The following is a 14,633-nucleotide window of genomic DNA, read 5'->3' on the forward strand; positions in this document are numbered from 1 at the left end:
GTGGGCCTGGGCCGGGTGGTCCTGCCGCGTGACGAGGTCAGTGCCTCCCTGCGCGAGCTCTACGAGCTGCGCCTGGCCCTGGCTCCCTACTACCCCGCACGCACGCGCTAGGCACCGGGGCAGGCCCTGCTCCGGCGACGTCGAGGAGCCCCGCCCCCACACGCTAGACACCGGAGCAGTTCCTGGGGGGGCTGGCGTGAACCAGTCCGCCTGAGCCAGCCCGTCAGTACCGGGCCTAGACCCGCTCCACCTTGGTGCCCAGGAGTGACAGGCGCTGCGCCGTCGTGGAGCGTAGCTCGTGGCCGGTCAGGAGCACCTCCATCTCCCGCACGTGGGCGAAGCGGGTGAATGTCTGGCGTCCGAACTTCTCGTGGCCTCCTACGAAGACGCTGCGCCGGGCCGCGGCGATGACAGTCTCCTTGACGGAGGCGACAGCAGGATCGGGGGTGGACAGCCAGCCGTCCTCGCTGACGCCGTTGGCGCCGATAAAGGCCAGATCCGGGGTCATCTGCCGCAGGGTGCCCAGAGCCCAGAAGTCGACGACACCCATGGTGGTGCGTCGCACCCGCCCACCGACACTGATGACCCGGGTACGGGGACGTTCGCTCATCTCCATGGCTGTAGGAAGGGACGTGGTGATGATGGTGAGGTCGCGCTCCACGCTCAGTGCCCGGCCGACCAGCAGAGGCAGGTAGCCCTCGTCGAGGAAGATGGTCTCTGCGGTGTCGACGTACCTGCTGGCAGCGGCGGCAATTCTCAGTTTCTCCTCGGTCTGGTGGGTCTCCCGGAAGGCGCGGTCGGTCTCGAAGGTGGAGACGTCCACGGCGGTGACCTCGCCGTAGGAACGGGTGACCAGGCCGCGGTCCTCCAGGGCGCGCACGTCACGCCGGGCGGTCTCCTGGGAGACGCCGAACTGGGTGGACAGGTCGGAGACGGCTAGCGTGCCCTGCTCACGGATCAAGGCCAGCAGGACCTCACGACGGTCGCGTGCACTGCCTACTGGCCCAGTGGTGGCAGCGGTGGAGGCTGTCGGGGAGCTTGCTGACGACGCTGAGGCGGACGCCGGGGTGGGCGAGGGCGCGCTGGCTGGAGACGAGGTAGTCGGGGACGAGGAGGCCTGAGGGGTGGTGACATCGTCGTTACCCATATCTCCATGGTGCGCCCGCAGGCGGCTGCGCGCAGCTGTTTGTGCCGGGAGTGGGTCGGAGACGTGCTGCCCAGGAGCAGCCCCGAAGAGCAGCACCATGAGGTCGTAGCCGAGGTCGACGATGTGTGTGCCAGTCTCTGCTGCACATCTTCGGCTCTGGTTCGGTGCTGGAACGGCGTGGTTCCCGCGTGATGACGCCAGTTCGTCCGTGGCTGCTGGCTCAAGACAGTCTGAAGATGTGCAGCAGCCGATTCTCCCCGGCTCCAGGAGGTCAGGATGGGGTTGCCGTGCGTGGAGCTAGGAGGAGGTTCCTGTGCCGGTGAGGATGATGAGGTTGCAGCTGGTGGAGACGGCGAGCTCGTCGAGGGCCTGGGTGGTGGCTGGCCCGACGGAGACGACGGCGTGGAACCAGTAGGGACGATCAGGCTCCGGCAGCCGTGACTCGCTCTTGCTGACCCTGTACTGTGCGACAAACTGCGCCTCTGTGGCGATGATGCCTGGCATGCGTTGGGTCACTGAGCCTAGAGACGTCTGGACTTTCAGCGGCTCTGGTACGTATTGGGTGAAGTCGGCGAAGCGGTCGTCCTGCGGCTCCTCCTGGCCGGGGAGGGGCAGGACGGAGCACCCCGTCAGGAGGACGGCGCAGGCGGTTGTCGGAGTCGTCGCAGGCAATCCACCGGCGTGGCTCGTCACCTCGTAGGGCCGGAATGAGTGGCAGAAGCGCAGCGGTGTCGGTTCGAAGTCGGCCAGTCACCATCGACGCAACCTCCTCAGTACTGCCTGCCGTCAGGGTACCGGTTGGCCTGGTCGTCGCCACCGGGCTCGTGGCGGGGGTAGCGGCCTCCACCGTTGTCCCACCCGCCGCGCCAGTCGTTGCGGTCCCGGGACTCATCGTCGTGCGAGTCGCCTGGCTCCTCCCCGACCTTCCACGACACCGTTCGGGTGAGGGTCCCCTGACGTATAGGGGAGTGAAACTCGGTGTCGGTATAGCCGTTCTCGACGAGCTCGTTGGCTGCCGTGATGGTCTCGTTCAGCTCTCCGTCAACCTCTTTGCGTATCGAGGTGTCCTCCCGGTACCCCTCCTCGTAGTCGAAGGTCATTTGATGGTCCGGTCCGGGGGTTCCCCGGTCGTGTAGCCATTGGCGGTGGTGTATGGGGCCTCCTGTGGCGACATGGGCGCAGTAGGCGCTGTAGAGGCCAGCGGGGCCGTGGCCTGGGTGTCCACCAGGGTGATCGCTTGGGCAAAGGCATTGAGCGTCGTCTGCATGGCAGCCATCTGGGTCAGGAGGAAACCTTGCCCGGTAGCCTGCTGCTGAGCCGCCGACAGGGACAGCGTCCAGTCGTCCGCAACCTCGAAACCCGCAGCCTCCATCTGCTGCGCGGCATCTACCGCTCTTGGCAGGCGGTGTTCTTGGCCTCTGCATATGCATACCACTTCGGCAGGTTGGCATGCTGTATGAGGCTGCTGGCCAGCCCCTCTACCGTGCCTGCTATTGAGGTGGCGCGTGCTGCAAAGGCTGCTGCGGCCCTGCCCTTCCACCCCTCGGCAGCCGTCGTCTTGGCGCTGACGATCCCGTGCGCGGCGTCTTGGGCGGTGCGTCCCTGTGAGTTCAAGCGAAAAGCGGCCTGGTAGTAAGGCTCCGGGGTGAAGGACGCCGCAGCCGACAGCGTGACGGTCGTAGTCATGGCCGCAACCAACTTTATTCTTCTGGAGTGCTGGCAGCCGGGCACCGTGAGATCGCCAGGGAAGACGCGCCCCTGGGTGTGCGCAACCACATGACCACCAGGACGCCAGGTACCGGGAGCGGCCAGCGAGTACCGGAGGGTTGCAGTCGGTACGCGCCCGCCCGCGCCTTAGGCGGGCGTGTAGCCGCCCAGCCACCCCTGGGAGGCGGCCAGCACCAGTACGCACAGGAGCAGGAGCAGGCCCACCGAGTACGGGGCCGCCCTGCGCAGGATCTCCGGCTCTGAGCCGGGGGAGTCCACGGCAGTGGTCACTACGGCCAGGTTCTGCGGGGAGACGATCTTGCCCAGACCGCCGCCGATGGTGTTGGCCGCCAGCAGGAGTCGGGGGTCCAGGTTCGCCCCCTGGGCTGCCGTGGCCTGGAGGTTGGCGAAGAGCGCCCCGGCGCTGGTGGCCGACCCTGCCACCGCCGTGCCGATCCAGCCCAGGACCGGGGACAGGAAGGCGAAGGCCCCGCCAGCCGTGGCCAGGGCAGCGCCCACCGCAGAGGTCTGCCCGGAGAAGTTCATGACGTAGGCCAGGGCCATGACCGTTGCGATGGTCAGGATCGACAGGCGCAGGTTGTAGCAGGTCTCCGGCAGGGCACGGAACCCTCGCGCGGCCGTCATCGGGAACATGCCCCCCGAGGAGCGGGCAGCGTACACCAGGGTCACGATGACTGCCGTGAGGAAGATCCACGTCCCGGGGTTGGACAGGGTCTGCAGCGTGTAGATCGCCGACTGGGAGGCCTCCCCGGAGGGGGTCAGCAGGGACCCGTACACTCCCGGCCACTGGACGGCCACGTCGGTAGAGGCCAGGACCTCACGCAGGTCCACGCCGATCCGCCACAGCTTGGTGACGGCGATGATTACCACCACCAGCACGTAGGGAAGCAGGGCCAGGACGACGCGCTCACGGTCCGGCCGGTCCTGTGCCGCCACCTCTGAGCGGTACTCCTGCGGAGTGCTCGGCGTCCACACCAGAAGGAACAGGTAGGAGGCGGCGAAGCCCAGGAGGGCGGCGATGACGCTGGTGAGCTCGTAGGAGACCGAGGGGGACAGGAAGTGCCCGGCGCCGGTCGCCAGTCCGGATACCAGGGCGAGAGGCCACAGCTGGCGCAGGGCACGCGCCCCGTCGAGCACGGACAGCAGGATGAAGGGCATGAGCACGCACATGAGCCAGGTGAAGCGGCCCATGAACGTGGCGACCACGGCTGGGTCCTCGCCCCCACCCAGGTTGGCGGCGGTGGTCACCGGGATCGCCATCGCCCCAAAGCCCACGTAGATTGAGTTGCCCACGATGGTCAGCAGCGCTGCCTTGATCTTGGGCAGCCCCAGTACCAGCAGCATCGCGGCGGTGATCGCCACCGGCGCACCGAAGCCGGCCAGGCCCTCCAGCAGTCCGCAGAAGGAGAAGGCCACGATGAGCGCCTGGGCGCGCTGGTCGCCCTTGCCGATGGTGTTGAACACGGCCCGCAGGTCCCGGGACCGGCCCGAGACCTCGGTCAGGTTGTACAGCCACACGGCCGCGATGATGATGTAGATGATGGGGACGAACCCCATGGCCAGTCCCTGGGTGGCTGACAGGGCCGTCATCCCCAGTGGCATGCGGAAGCACACGACTGCCAGGAGGGCGGAGACTCCCAGGCATATGAGGGAGCACCGGTGGGTGGGCACCTTGAAGGCTCCCATGAGGACGAAGAACAGGATGAGCGGGGCCAGCCCTACCAGGGCCGTGAGGAAGACGTTGCCGCCGACAGCGGTGGTAGAGGGGGTGAAGGAGGTTGCGAGCTGCAGGACCGGTTGGGTGAGGGGCGTCATTGGCGTGCTCTCCGAGTCTGGCGCGGGTTCGTGCAGACGGGACGTCACGGGCAGTGCGGGAGGGCGCTGCCTGGCGGACCGCGTTGTCCCAAGGGTGTGCCGGGCCGGGGCGGACGACGCCGGGACCCGACCGCGAGGGCGGGACGGCAGCACCAGCACTGACCGGACCGGCGTTGGCGCGACGTGTCACGATGATGCCACACGTTGTCACCATCATGTCATGGGGCGGTGCAGCCTGTCACAGGCGGTGTGGTGCCCTCGGTCAGGGTTCCGGTCTTGTCCAGCACCACCGGGGCCCAGCGGCTATGCCGTTCAGGCGCGCGAGGGCAACAAAAAGCTCATAGGACAACATGCTGTGCGTTGTCCTATGAGCTTTTTGTTGCCGTGGGCGGGCCTGCCGTGGGCGGTGCGGGCGCCTGGGGCGCGGTGCACGCCCCAGGCCAGCGCCTACTCGACCACGTCCTCGTCCACCCAGTCGAGGGTGCGGGTCACGGCCTTCTTCCAGTTGCGGAAGAGACGCTCCCGCTCGCCCTCCTTCATGGCGGGCTCCCAGCGCCTGCCCTCGGCCCAGTTGTCGATGACGTCCTGGGTGCCGGACCAGAAGCCGACGGCAATACCGGCGGCGTAGGCTGCACCCAGTGCCGTGGTCTCGGTGACCTGGGGACGCACCACGGGCACGCCCACCTGGTCGGCCTGGAACTGCATGAGCAGTTCGTCGCGGGTCATGCCCCCGTCCACCTTGAGCTCGGTCAGCGTGGTGCCGGAGGCGGCCGCGTCGCGGTTCATCGCCTCCAGGACCTCACGGGTCTGGAAGGCGGTGGACTCCTCCACGGCCCTGGCGATGTGACCCTTGTTGACGTAGCGGGTCAGGCCCACCAGCGCGCCGCGGGCGTCGGGACGCCAGTAGGGGGCGAACAGCCCGGAGAAGGCGGGCACGAAGTAGGCGCCACCGTTGTCCTCTACCGTCTTGGCCAGCTCCTCGACGTCCTTGGAGTCCTTGATGATCCCCAGGTTGTCGCGCAGCCACTGGACCAGGGAGCCTGCGACCGCGATGGAGCCCTCCAGGGCGTAGACGGCGGGCTGGTCCCCGATCTGGTAGCACACGGTGGTCAGCAGGCCGTTCTCGCTGCGCACCGGGGTGGTCCCGGTGTTGATGAGCATGAAGCAGCCCGTGCCGTAGGTGTTCTTGGCCTGGCCCACCTCGAAGCAGGCCTGGCCGAAGGTGGCCGCCTGCTGGTCCCCCAGGATGCCAGAGACGGGGGTGTCAACCAGCAGGCCGTTCTTGCGGCCGTAGCCGAAGATGCCTGAGGAGGGCTTGATCTCAGGCAGCATGGAGGTAGGAATCCCCATGTCCGCGCAGATGTCCTCGTTCCAGTCGAGGGTGTCGATGTTCATGAGCATCGTACGCGAGGCGTTGGTGACGTCGGTGGCGTGGACGCCGCCGTTGACGCCGCCAGTCATGTTCCACAGTACCCAGGTGTCCATGGTGCCCAGGAGCAGGTCTCCGGCCTCGGCCCGCTGCCGGGCGCCCTCGACGTTCTCCAGGATCCAGGCGACCTTGGGGCCGGAGAAGTAGGTGGCCAGCCCCAGACCTACCTGGTCCTTGTACCTGTCGGGGCCGACGTCCCCGGCCAGGCGGTCACAGATGGCCTGGGTGCGGGTGTCCTGCCAGACGATGACGTTGTACACCGGCTCCCCGGTGTTCTTGTCCCACACCACGGCGCTCTCGCGCTGGTTGGTGATGCCGACTGAGGCGATCTGGTGACGGTTGACCTCTGCCTTGGACAGCACTCCGGCCACGACGGAGCGCACGTTGTTCCAGATCTCGACGGCGTCGTGCTCCACCCAGCCTGCGCGGGGGAAGATCTGCTCGTGCTCCTTCTGGTCCACGGCGACGATGGCTCCAGCGTGGTCGAAGAGGATCGCACGCGAGGACGTGGTGCCCTGGTCGATCGACAGCACGTACTGCTTCTCGACGGTACCCGGGTTCTCGGACATGGGGATTCCTTTCACTCCGTTGTGAGTCCGTATGCGGACACGGTGGGTGCGGCGGTCCTGCTCAGAACAGGCCGGCCAGGTTAGGGACGATCAGTCCCGCGGCAACGCCACCGACGATCGGGCCGACGACGGGGACCCACGAGTAGGCCCAGTCGGAGCCACCCTTGCCGGGGATCGGCAGGAAGGCGTGGGCGATGCGGGGACCGAGGTCACGGGCGGGGTTGATGGCGTAGCCGGTGGGGCCGCCCAGGCTCAGGCCGATAGCGACAATGACCAGGGCGACGGCCAGCGGGCCGAGCTGGGAGGGGGTCTGGCCGGAGGCCAGGATCCAGCCGACCAGGACGAAGGTGGCGATGGCCTCGGTGACGACGTTCCACCCGTAGGAGCGTACGGCCGGGCCGGTAGCGAAGATCCCGAGCTTGGCGGCGGGGTCAGCGTCCTGGTCGAACTGCTTCTTGTAGGTCAGCCACACGGCCACGGCACCCAGGATCGCGCCCACGAACTGGGCGACGACGTACACGGCGATGTTGCCAGCGGTGGCGGGGACGCCCTCGGCCAGGTCACTGCCGGCCACGGTCAGGCCGATGGTGACGGCCGGGTTGAGGTGGGCTCCGGTGGCGTAGGCGCCGTAGACGCCGGCGAAGACCGCCAGGCCCCATCCCCAGGTGACGACGATCCATCCCGCGTCCTTGGCCTTGGAGGTGGGCAGCGACACGGCTGCCACCACTCCGACACCTAGAAGAATGAGGAGGAAGGTTCCAAAGGCCTCCGAGACGAAGATCTCTACCATGGACAGTTCTGTCATCGTGGTTCGCTTTCTGCGTGCCGACCCGGGTGGCCGTACGCGGTGTCGGGCGCGGCGGGCTGCCGTGCTCTGGACAAGGAAAAGGTGCCGTGGTCAGGTCGGCGGACGCACTCCTACCAGGCGGGTAGTGTGCCTGTGGCGGGAGCGCGGCCGTCTGGATCCAGGCGCCAGGACGTCACACGGGCCACGCAAGGTCCTCGCACGACGTCGGGAGAACTGTAGGGACCGGTGCGGCACAGCCGCGTGAGGAGCTCGGCGAGTCCTCCCTTTGTGACCTTTCTGGATGCGTGCCGGGTGTGTCCGGGTGGTATGGGGCCACCGGTTCTTCCTGCCTCAGATCGGCCGGGAGACGTGGGCGACGGCGGCGGCGTCGCTCGTCTCCGTCTCGGCGGCGGCGAGCTGTGCCACTCGCTGGGCGTAGGACTCGCGCTCGGCGGAGACCTTCTCCTGGTCCCAGTCCAGCAGGGAGGCCATGACGGCCAGGACCTCGTCGGCTGCGCCCAGGCCCCGGTCCCGCCGGGAGATGTCCAGACGCACACGACGGGTCAGGACATCCTCCAGGTGCTCGGCCCCCTCATGGGTCACAGCCCAGGCGACCTCGGCACGCAGGTACTGCGGGGCCGCCTCCAGGGGCGCTGCCAGCCCCAGGCGCTCGGACTGCGGCGCAGCAGCGTCCGCGTCGATGGCGGCCAGCACCTCGGTGGTCTCCGAGCCGTAGCGGTCCAGCAGGTGGGTGACGCGCTCCAGGGTCCATCCGCGCTCCTGGGCGATCCTCCCGGCCTGGGAGGCCAGATCGGCGTATCCCGCGGCCCCGACCAGGGGCAGGTCGGCGGTTGCGGAGGGGTGTGCCTTGGCCAGACCCTCTCCCAGGGCGTGGTCGACGGCGTCGGCGGCCATGACCCGGTAGGTGGTCAGCTTGCCCCCGGCGATAGCGGTCAGGCCCGGGGCCACCCGGGTCACGGTGTGCTCACGGGAGACCTTGGTGGAGGCTGCCTGCGCCCCGGGCCTGAGGCGGGGCTGGAGCAGCGGGCGCAGGCCCGCGTAGACGCCGATGATGTCCTCGCGCTGCACCGGGCGTGTCAGGACCGAGTTGGCGTGCTCCAGGACGTAGTCGACGTCGGCCGAGGTGGCCACAGGCTTGGCGACGTCCTGGTCCCAGGGGGTGTCAGTGGTGCCGATGACCCAGTAGTCCGGCCAGGGGATGATGAACAGGACGGACTTCTCGGTGCGCAGGAAGATGCCGGTCTCGGCGTCGATGACCTCCTTGGGCACCACGATGTGGATGCCCTTGGAGGCCAGGACCTTGAGGCCTCCCTCCTGGGTGGCCAGGTCCTGGACGTCCTCGGTCCACACCCCGGTGGCGTTGATGGTGCGCCTGGCGTGGACCTCCAGCTCCTGGCCGGTGGCCAGGTCGGTGATGCGGGCTCCGGTGACGTGGTCGTGGGCGTCCTTGAGGAAGCCGGTGACCTTGGTGCGCGAGACCGCGTGGGCACCCAGGCCGACGGCGGTGCGCACCAGGTCGATGACCAGCCGGGCGTCGTCCACGCGGGCGTCGTAGAAGCGGATGGCGCCCGCCAGGTGGGAGGTGTCCAGGGCGGGTGCCAGGGCGGCGGTGCCCTTGCGGCCCAGGTGCTGCTGGACGGGCACGGTCTTGTGCCCGCGCGCGCCTGCCAGGGCCAGGGCGTCGTAGAGGCCGACCCCGACCGCGGAGTAGGACCTCTCGTAGTGGTGCTTGAGGGGCCACAGGAAGGGCTGGGCCTTGACTAGGTGCGGTGCGGTGGTGGTCAGCAGGCGGCCGCGCTCGGTCAGGGCCTCGTGGACCAGGGCGAAGTCGAGCTGGTAGAGGTAGCGCAGCCCGCCATGGACGAGCTTGGAGGAGTAGGACGAGGTTCCGGCGGCCCAGTCGCCCATCTCGACGATGCCTGTGCGTAGGCCGCGGGAGGCGGCGTCCAGGGCGATGCCGGCGCCGGTGACTCCGCCGCCGACGACAAGGAGGTCGAGCCCCTCGGAGGAGGTGAGCTCGGCCAGTGCCGCCTGGCGCTGGCTGTGGTTGAGGGCTGTGGAGGGTTGATCAGTGGCGGGGCTCATGAGCTGTCTCCTGTCAGCGTTGGCTGTGCCTGCACTGGTGCCAGCCTCGTGCTGGGCTGGAACCTGCGCCATCTCTGCGGACGGGCGTGCAGGTGGGGGGAGGTGACCTGAACGTCGTTGCGGGACCGCAGCCCCTCCCAGAGGCGCCTTCTGGCCGGGTGCCAGGGGTGCCGGTGCCCGACGGGGAGCGGTCGCTCGAGAGAAGTAACAGAACTTCTGTTGTTTTTAACAAAAAATGTGTTTATAGTGGAGGGGTCAGGCAGCGCAGGCCTGAGCCCTGGCCCGTCGGCCCGCCAGGCTCGAGGGCGGGCTCACGTTGGCCCCAGCAGGGTGGCGGTCCCGGGCCGCCGGGCCGTGCGCGTCGGACTCGCAGCACCGTCGCTGCCCTCACACCTGGAGAGCGCTATGTCCTCACAGTCAGCACAGTCAGCACCACAAGCCGTCTCGCAACAAGAACCGCAGCCAGTCTCACGGTCGGCTTCTCAGCCAGCCTCCCCACCGGTACCGTCCTCACCGACGTCACCTCCTTCCTCCCGCCGGGCGGGCTCACGCCCGGTCCGGCCCGGCCACCCTGAGGCTCCGCCCGGGTCGGCACCGGGGCTGACTCCCTCGGGTTCGGAGGCCTCCCTGCCCACCTGGCCCGACCAGGCCCTTGTCGTGGGAGTCGACTTCGGCACGCTGTCCGGCCGCGCGGTCGTGGTACGCGCCGCTGACGGCGCGGAGCTGGCCAGCGCCACCCACGACTACGAGCACGCCGTCATGGACTCCCGCCTCACCGCTGGTGACGGGCGTGAGCTGCCTCCTGACTGGGCGCTTCAGGACCCCGCTGACTACCTCGCCGTGCTGCAGCGCGCGGTGCCTGAGGCCTTGGAGGCAGCCCGCCGTGACCACGGGGCCAGTGCCCGCGACGTCGTCGGTCTTGCCGTTGACGCCACCTCCAGTACCGTCATGCCAGCCAAGGCCGACGGGACACCCCTGGCGCAGCTACCCGGCTTCGCCAACCACCCCCACGCCTGGGTCAAGCTGTGGAAGCACCACGCTGCCCAGGCCCAGGCGGACCGGCTCACCGAGCTCGCCCGCCAGCGCCAGGAGCCCTGGCTGGCCCGCTACGGGGGCGTGGTCTCCAGCGAGTGGTCGATGCCCAAAGCCCTGCAGGTCTACGAGGAGGACCGCGAGGTCTTCGAGGTCATGGACCTGTGGGTAGAGGCCGCGGACTGGATCGTGTGGCAGCTGTGCGGCCGCTATGTCCCCAGCGCCTGCACGGTGGGGTACAAGCTTCTCTACCAGGACGGCCGCTACCCTGACGAGGAGCTCCTGGAGGAGCTGTCCCCCGGGTTCAGCGAGCTCAGCAGGAGCCGCCTGCCTCGTGAGACCTTTCCCCTGGGGGCGAGGGCCGGAGGGCTGAGCGCCCAGGCGGCTGCCTGGACCGGGCTGCCCCAGGGGGTGGCCGTAGCCGTGGCCAACGTGGACGCCCACGTGACCGCGCCTGCGGCCCAGGTGGTCGACCCCGGTCAGGTCCTGGCCATTATGGGGACCTCGACCTGCCTGGTGACCGTCAGCGAGGTGCTGGCCGAGGTCCCGGGCATGAGTGGCGTCGTGGACGGCGGCGTCGTGAAGGGGCTGTGGGGCTACGAGGCCGGGCAGTCCGGCGTCGGTGACATCTTCGCCTGGTTCGTCCAGTCCTGCCTGCCCGGCTCCTACCACCAGGAGGCCCGCCGCCAGGGAGTGAGTATCTACCGCTACCTGGGCGAGCTGGCCGCCCGCCAGGAGGTGGGTGAGCACGGGCTGCTCGCCCTGGACTGGCAGTCGGGCAACCGCAGCGTGCTGGCCGACTCCCGGCTCAGCGGCATGATCCTGGGGCTGACCCTCCAGACCCGCCCCGAGGAGATCTACCGGGCACTGGTCGAGGCCACGGCCTTTGGGGCGCGCACCATTATCGAGGCCTACGCCACCGCGGGCGTAGGCGCTACCGAACTGGTGGCTGCGGGCGGGCTGGTCAAGGATCCCTTCCTCATGCAGGTCTACTGCGACGTCCTGGGCGTGCCGGTCTCCGTGCTGGAGTCCAGCCAGGGTCCTGCCCTGGGCGCGGCCATCCACGCCGCGGTCGCAGCCGGGTGCTACCCGGACGTACGGGCGGCCTCGGCGGTGATGGGACGGCGCACCCGTGCGGCCTACACCCCTGACCCTGAGGCCCACGCCGCCTATGACGCCCTGTTCGCGGAGTACACGCTCCTGCACGACTACTTCGGCCGTGGCACCAACGAGGTTATGCACCGCTTGGGGGACATGCGGCGCCAGGCCGTGGGTACTGGCGCTCTGAGCGCGCACGCAGGCAGGACAGGGGCGGTGCAGGAGACAGTGCAGGAGACGACAGTGCAGGGGAAGGAGCAGCAGACATGGCACTGAGGATCGTCGTCGCCGGGGACTCGGTGGGAGCCGACTACAAGGAGGCCATCAAGGCCGACCTGGAGGAGGACCCGCGGGTCGAGGAGGTCATCGACCTCGGAGCCACACCTGGTGAGGAGGCCACCTACCCGGGGCTCGGCTTCGCGGGTGCCCGGCTCATCGCCCAGGGGCGGGCCGACCGGGGGGTGTTCGTGTGCGGCACGGGCATGGGCATGGCCATCTGTGCCAACAAGGTACCGGGGGTGCGCGCCTGCACCGCCCACGACTCCTTCTCCGTGGAGCGCCTCATCATGTCCAACGACGCCCACGTGCTGTGCCTGGGTCAGCGGGTGATCGGCCGTGAGCTCGCCCGCAGGCTGGCCGGGGAGTTCCTCAGCTACACCTTCGACCCGGCGTCCCACTCCAAGGCCAATATCGACCTCCTGGACCGCCTGGAGGCCGAGGTCGGCAGCGCAACTACCTAGGGCCACCCACGTGGACCATCTACCTGGATCACCCGGCTAGACCACCGACCTAGACCATCCACCTGGACCACCGACCTAGACCACCGACTTAGACCACCGACTTAGACCACCGACTTAGACCACCGACTTAGACCACCGACTTAGACCATCCACCTGGACTATCCACCTGGACCACCTACGGCGAAGGAACAACGATGTTTACCGCTTCCGTCGGGATACTCCTCTTCGGTCTCGTGCTCGCCTGCGCGGGCGGGGCCGTCGGTGCCGCGATCGGCGCCAACTACGCTTTTGTCCTTACCGGTGTCTGCGTGCTCGCCTCCTGGGGGGTGTTCGCCGCCACGGGATCGACTGTCGGCTTCGACTACCTGGCTTTCGGGCCGTTCATGGGGCCGCACGTCGCCTTCGCCGGCGGCGTGGCCGGCGCCGCCTACGCCGCCTACAGGGGCTACGTGGACGACGCCAAGGACATCAACTCCCCGCTGGCGGGCCTGGGGCGGCCCGACGTGCTCCTGGCAGGGGCGGTCTTCGGCGCCCTGGGCTACCTCGGCCAGGCCGGGATCTCCCGGGTTCCCTGGTTCGGGACCCACACCGACTCTGTAGCCCTGACTGTCCTGGTGTCCGCGTTCCTAGCGCGCTGCCTCTTCGGAGGGGCACCAGGCCGGGGACTCATGCGCGGCTCTCTGCTCAACCGGGACGCGCTGCCCAGTGGCGTCCAGGGGCTGGCCCGGCTCAGGCCCGGTGAGAACGGCCGCTGGCTCCAGTGGCAGGAGAGGCCGGCCCAGGTGGTGACCATCGGAGTGATGTTCGGGGCCTTCGCTGGCGGGGCCGCCCTCTTCCTGGCCGCCAACGTGGGTGCGCACCTGGCGGGCCGGGGACTGGCCCCCAACCTGGCCGCGGCCAACGCCAACACCTTCGCTTTCGGTATCTCGGCCGTCATCATCCTCTTCCTCATCACCAACAGAAGCATGCCGGTCCAGCACCACGTCACCAATATCGCCGGCCTGGCCGCAGTACAGTTCTTCCCGCTCCTTGAGGGCTCCTCCTTCGCCGACTACACCTGGACGGCCACCTCCTCCTGGCAGTCCGGTGCCTGGCTGTCTGCCGTGGGCGCCGTCGGCCTGGCGGCGCTCTTCGGCACAATGACGGCGTTCCTCGCCGAGGCTGCCGCGCGCCTGTGGCACAACCGGGGCACCAGCCATATCGACCCCCCGGCTGCCTCCATCTGGCTGGGCAACACGGTCGTGGTCAGCGTCGCGGCCCTCCTGTCGTGACCGGGAGCACTGCCATGAGACGCCCCCACCACCTGGTCCGCCACCAGGACCCAGCCCTGCTCTCCTTCCCCACCGAGCTCGCCCAGGCCTACGTGTTCGACCTTGATGGCACCATCTACCTGGGGGACCAGCTCCTCCCCGGCGCCAGAAGACTGGTCGCAGAACTGAGGAGGCAGGGTGTCCCGGTGCGCTTCCTGTCGAACAACCCGACCAGGGACCCGCAGCAGTACCTGGACAAGCTCCGCGGCCTGGGAGTCTGCGTCCACCCTGAGGAGATCTGCAGCACCGTGGTGACCACGACCCGGTGGCTGCGCGAGCACCACCCCGGTGCCAAGGTCTTTGCCATCGCCGAGGAGCCTCTCAAGCGGGCACTGGCACAGGCGGGCATCGTCCTGACCGAGGACCCGGAGGAGATCGACATCGTCGTCGCCTCCTACGACCGCACCTTCGACTACCGCAAGCTCCAGACTGCCTTCGACGCCATCTGGTTCTACCAGCGAGCCTTCCTCATCCAGACCAACCCGGACCCGTACTGCCCTTTCCCGGGCGGGCGTGGCGAGCCGGACTGCGCCGCCGTCACCGCAGCCATCGAGGCGTGCACCGGCCACAGGTGCCGGGTCAGCCTGGGCAAGCCCTCCCCGCTCATGGTGGCCGAGGCGCTGCGGGGCCTGGAGGTGGAGGTGTCCCAGTGCGTCATGGTGGGCGACCGTCTGGCCACCGACATCCAGATGGCGCTGGACGCCGGCATGGGATCGGCCTGCGTGCTGACCGGGGAGGCCACCGCCTCCGACATCGCCTCCCTGGAGCCGTCGCGTCGGCCCCGCTGGGTCCTTGACCGCGTTGACCGGCTCGTACCCGCAGGGACGTGGCAGCGGCTGGGGTGGTCCGAGGACGAGTGAGCTGCCTGTCGG

Annotated in this window: 13 protein-coding genes; 4 read left to right on the forward strand and 9 right to left on the reverse strand. The window is 68.9% G+C overall.

Annotated features, from left to right (window positions below; genetic code table 11):
- Positions 1 to 235 precede the first annotated feature (235 nt).
- From D4740_RS10810 to D4740_RS10850, 9 genes are all read right to left on the reverse strand, one after another.
- On the reverse strand, positions 236 to 1,147 hold the full coding sequence (locus tag D4740_RS10810) for a DeoR/GlpR family DNA-binding transcription regulator (protein WP_119836963.1): 912 nt from the start codon (positions 1,145 to 1,147) through the stop codon (positions 236 to 238).
- A 297-nt stretch (positions 1,148 to 1,444) separates the two neighbouring features.
- Positions 1,445 to 1,651 carry a hypothetical protein gene (locus D4740_RS10815; RefSeq protein ID WP_119836964.1) on the reverse strand — a complete coding sequence of 69 codons (207 nt, stop codon included), beginning with the start codon at positions 1,649 to 1,651 and terminating at the stop codon, positions 1,445 to 1,447.
- Between the two features lie 266 nt (positions 1,652 to 1,917).
- On the reverse strand, positions 1,918 to 2,247 hold the full coding sequence (locus D4740_RS10820) for a hypothetical protein (protein ID WP_119836965.1): 330 nt from the start codon (positions 2,245 to 2,247) through the stop codon (positions 1,918 to 1,920).
- On the reverse strand, positions 2,244 to 2,519 hold the full coding sequence (locus D4740_RS10825; RefSeq protein ID WP_119836966.1) for a hypothetical protein: 276 nt from the start codon (positions 2,517 to 2,519) through the stop codon (positions 2,244 to 2,246). The genes D4740_RS10820 and D4740_RS10825 overlap by 4 nt, the downstream gene beginning before the upstream one ends.
- Positions 2,520 to 2,533: 14 nt before the next feature.
- Positions 2,534 to 2,833, reverse strand: a complete 300-nt coding sequence (locus D4740_RS10830; RefSeq protein ID WP_147392908.1) for a hypothetical protein — start codon at positions 2,831 to 2,833, stop codon at positions 2,534 to 2,536.
- A gap of 168 nt (positions 2,834 to 3,001) precedes the next feature.
- Entirely contained in the window at positions 3,002 to 4,690 is a 1,689-nt protein-coding gene (locus D4740_RS10835; protein WP_119836968.1) for an L-lactate permease, read from the reverse strand.
- 447 nt (positions 4,691 to 5,137) lie between these two features.
- Positions 5,138 to 6,688: a glycerol kinase GlpK gene (gene glpK / locus D4740_RS10840; protein WP_119836969.1), complete on the reverse strand. Its 1,551-nt coding sequence runs from the start codon at positions 6,686 to 6,688 to the stop codon at positions 5,138 to 5,140.
- A 61-nt stretch (positions 6,689 to 6,749) separates the two neighbouring features.
- Positions 6,750 to 7,493 (reverse strand): MIP/aquaporin family protein, encoded by a 744-nt coding sequence (locus D4740_RS10845; protein ID WP_119836970.1) that lies wholly within the window; start codon positions 7,491 to 7,493, stop codon positions 6,750 to 6,752.
- 333 nt (positions 7,494 to 7,826) lie between these two features.
- Positions 7,827 to 9,581 carry a glycerol-3-phosphate dehydrogenase/oxidase gene (locus D4740_RS10850; protein WP_119837080.1) on the reverse strand — a complete coding sequence of 585 codons (1,755 nt, stop codon included), beginning with the start codon at positions 9,579 to 9,581 and terminating at the stop codon, positions 7,827 to 7,829.
- Positions 9,582 to 9,986: 405 nt separating this feature from the next.
- Between D4740_RS10850 and D4740_RS10855 the strand changes: the two genes are divergently transcribed.
- The 4 genes from D4740_RS10855 (at position 9,987) to D4740_RS10870 (ending at position 14,621) form a co-directional block, all read left to right on the forward strand.
- The gene (locus D4740_RS10855) at positions 9,987 to 11,987 is read left to right on the forward strand and encodes a ribulokinase (RefSeq protein ID WP_119836971.1); all 2,001 of its coding nucleotides are present in this window, start codon (positions 9,987 to 9,989) and stop codon (positions 11,985 to 11,987) included.
- Entirely contained in the window at positions 11,978 to 12,451 is a 474-nt protein-coding gene (locus D4740_RS10860) for an RpiB/LacA/LacB family sugar-phosphate isomerase (RefSeq protein WP_119836972.1), read from the forward strand. Before D4740_RS10855 ends, D4740_RS10860 begins: the two co-directional genes overlap by 10 nt.
- A 194-nt stretch (positions 12,452 to 12,645) precedes the next feature.
- Positions 12,646 to 13,722: a hypothetical protein gene (locus tag D4740_RS10865; protein ID WP_119836973.1), complete on the forward strand. Its 1,077-nt coding sequence runs from the start codon at positions 12,646 to 12,648 to the stop codon at positions 13,720 to 13,722.
- Between the two features lie 14 nt (positions 13,723 to 13,736).
- Positions 13,737 to 14,621 (forward strand): HAD-IIA family hydrolase, encoded by an 885-nt coding sequence (locus tag D4740_RS10870; protein ID WP_119836974.1) that lies wholly within the window; start codon positions 13,737 to 13,739, stop codon positions 14,619 to 14,621.
- Positions 14,622 to 14,633 lie beyond the last annotated feature (12 nt).

Source organism: Actinomyces sp. 2119, from assembly GCF_003591215.1.
In the GTDB taxonomy this organism is placed as follows: Bacteria; Actinomycetota; Actinomycetes; order Actinomycetales; family Actinomycetaceae; genus Actinomyces; species Actinomyces lilanjuaniae.

Coding starts and splice junctions, on each gene's coding strand:
- D4740_RS10810 (WP_119836963.1), bottom strand. CDS start 1,147: ATGGGTAACGACGATGTCACCACCCCTCAGGCCTCCTCGTCCCCGACT.
- glpK (WP_119836969.1), bottom strand. CDS start 6,688: ATGTCCGAGAACCCGGGTACCGTCGAGAAGCAGTACGTGCTGTCGATC.
- D4740_RS10850 (WP_119837080.1), bottom strand. CDS start 9,581: ATGAGCCCCGCCACTGATCAACCCTCCACAGCCCTCAACCACAGCCAG.
- D4740_RS10835 (WP_119836968.1), bottom strand. CDS start 4,690: ATGACGCCCCTCACCCAACCGGTCCTGCAGCTCGCAACCTCCTTCACC.
- D4740_RS10845 (WP_119836970.1), bottom strand. CDS start 7,493: ATGACAGAACTGTCCATGGTAGAGATCTTCGTCTCGGAGGCCTTTGGA.
- D4740_RS10860 (WP_119836972.1), top strand. CDS start 11,978: ATGGCACTGAGGATCGTCGTCGCCGGGGACTCGGTGGGAGCCGACTAC.
- D4740_RS10865 (WP_119836973.1), top strand. CDS start 12,646: ATGTTTACCGCTTCCGTCGGGATACTCCTCTTCGGTCTCGTGCTCGCC.
- D4740_RS10870 (WP_119836974.1), top strand. CDS start 13,737: ATGAGACGCCCCCACCACCTGGTCCGCCACCAGGACCCAGCCCTGCTC.
- D4740_RS10830 (WP_147392908.1), bottom strand. CDS start 2,833: ATGACTACGACCGTCACGCTGTCGGCTGCGGCGTCCTTCACCCCGGAG.
- D4740_RS10815 (WP_119836964.1), bottom strand. CDS start 1,651: ATGCCAGGCATCATCGCCACAGAGGCGCAGTTTGTCGCACAGTACAGG.
- D4740_RS10820 (WP_119836965.1), bottom strand. CDS start 2,247: ATGACCTTCGACTACGAGGAGGGGTACCGGGAGGACACCTCGATACGC.
- D4740_RS10825 (WP_119836966.1), bottom strand. CDS start 2,519: ATGGAGGCTGCGGGTTTCGAGGTTGCGGACGACTGGACGCTGTCCCTG.
- D4740_RS10855 (WP_119836971.1), top strand. CDS start 9,987: ATGTCCTCACAGTCAGCACAGTCAGCACCACAAGCCGTCTCGCAACAA.